This window comes from Streptomyces flavochromogenes (assembly GCF_000717595.1).
Classification (GTDB): Bacteria; Actinomycetota; Actinomycetes; order Streptomycetales; family Streptomycetaceae; genus Streptomyces; species Streptomyces flavochromogenes.
Window position 1 is genome coordinate 1 of the sequence record NZ_JNZO01000101.1, and the last position, 1,050, is coordinate 1,050.

At 73.4% G+C, this 1,050-nt stretch carries 1 pseudogene; it reads right to left on the reverse strand.

What is annotated here, in order from left to right:
• Nucleotides 1-1,050: pseudogene (locus IF00_RS44710) on the reverse strand (beta-ketoacyl synthase N-terminal-like domain-containing protein); the annotation flags it as partial.

Below are 1,050 nucleotides of genomic sequence, written 5' to 3' on the forward strand. Positions count from 1 at the left end.
GAAGGGTGTGAGGGCTGTCTCGCACGCGTTGATGGTCTGGGCGAAGACGGGGGAGGAGTCGAGGAGCTCGACGGCCATTCCGGCCCACTGCGAACCCTGACCGGGAAACACGAAGACGGCTCGGGAAGCGGACACGCCGTTCTCACCGTCGACCTCGCCGGAGGCGAGCGCGTCGAGACCGGCGAGAAGTCCGTCCCTCCCCTCGGCGCCGGGGATGACGGCCCGGGATTCGAAGGCGGACCGCTTGGCGGCCAGGGAGAACGCCACATCGGCCGGACGGAGCCCGGGCCTCGCCCGTACGTGCTCCGCCAGCCGTCCCGCGGCCTCGGCCAGCGCATCGGCCGACCGAGCCGACACCGTCCACGGCAGCGTCGCGCCGTCCAGCCGGTCCGTACCGTCCGTCGCCTCGTCTTCGGCGACCGGTTCGGCTGCGGGGGCTTCGGCGAGGATGACGTGGGCGTTGGTGCCGCTGATGCCGAAGGAGGAGACACCGGCGCGGCGGGCCCGGTCCTCGGGGGCTCGGTGAGGACTTCGACGCCGCCGGACTGCCAGTCGACGAGTTCGCTGGGCCTGCTCACGTTCAGGGAGGCGGGCAGCTCCTCCTGCCGGAGGGCCATGACCATCTTGATGACGCCGCCGACGCCGGCGGCGGGCCGCTGGGCGCGGTGAGTCCGTTGGACGCGCCGTCCTGGTTGACGGCGGTTCCGGCGACGACGGCGAGGATCTCGTGTCCGAGCCGGCGGGCGTCGGAGAGTCGCTCCACCACGAGGACACCGACGCCCTCGGCCCAGGCGGTGCCGTCGGCGTCCGCGGAGAACGACTTGCAGCGCCCGTCGGCGGCGAGTCCGCGCTGACGCGAGAACTCGACTGTACGGCGAGGTGGAGGGCGACGAGGGAGGAGGAGCACGCGGTGTCGACGGTGAGCGCGGGGCCCTGCAGGCCGAGGGTGTAGGCGACCCGGCCCGAGGCCACGCTCGACGTGGTGCCCGTCAGACCGAAGCCGGCCGCACCCGCCCCCGCCTCACCGAGCCGCGGACCGTACTCCTGGGC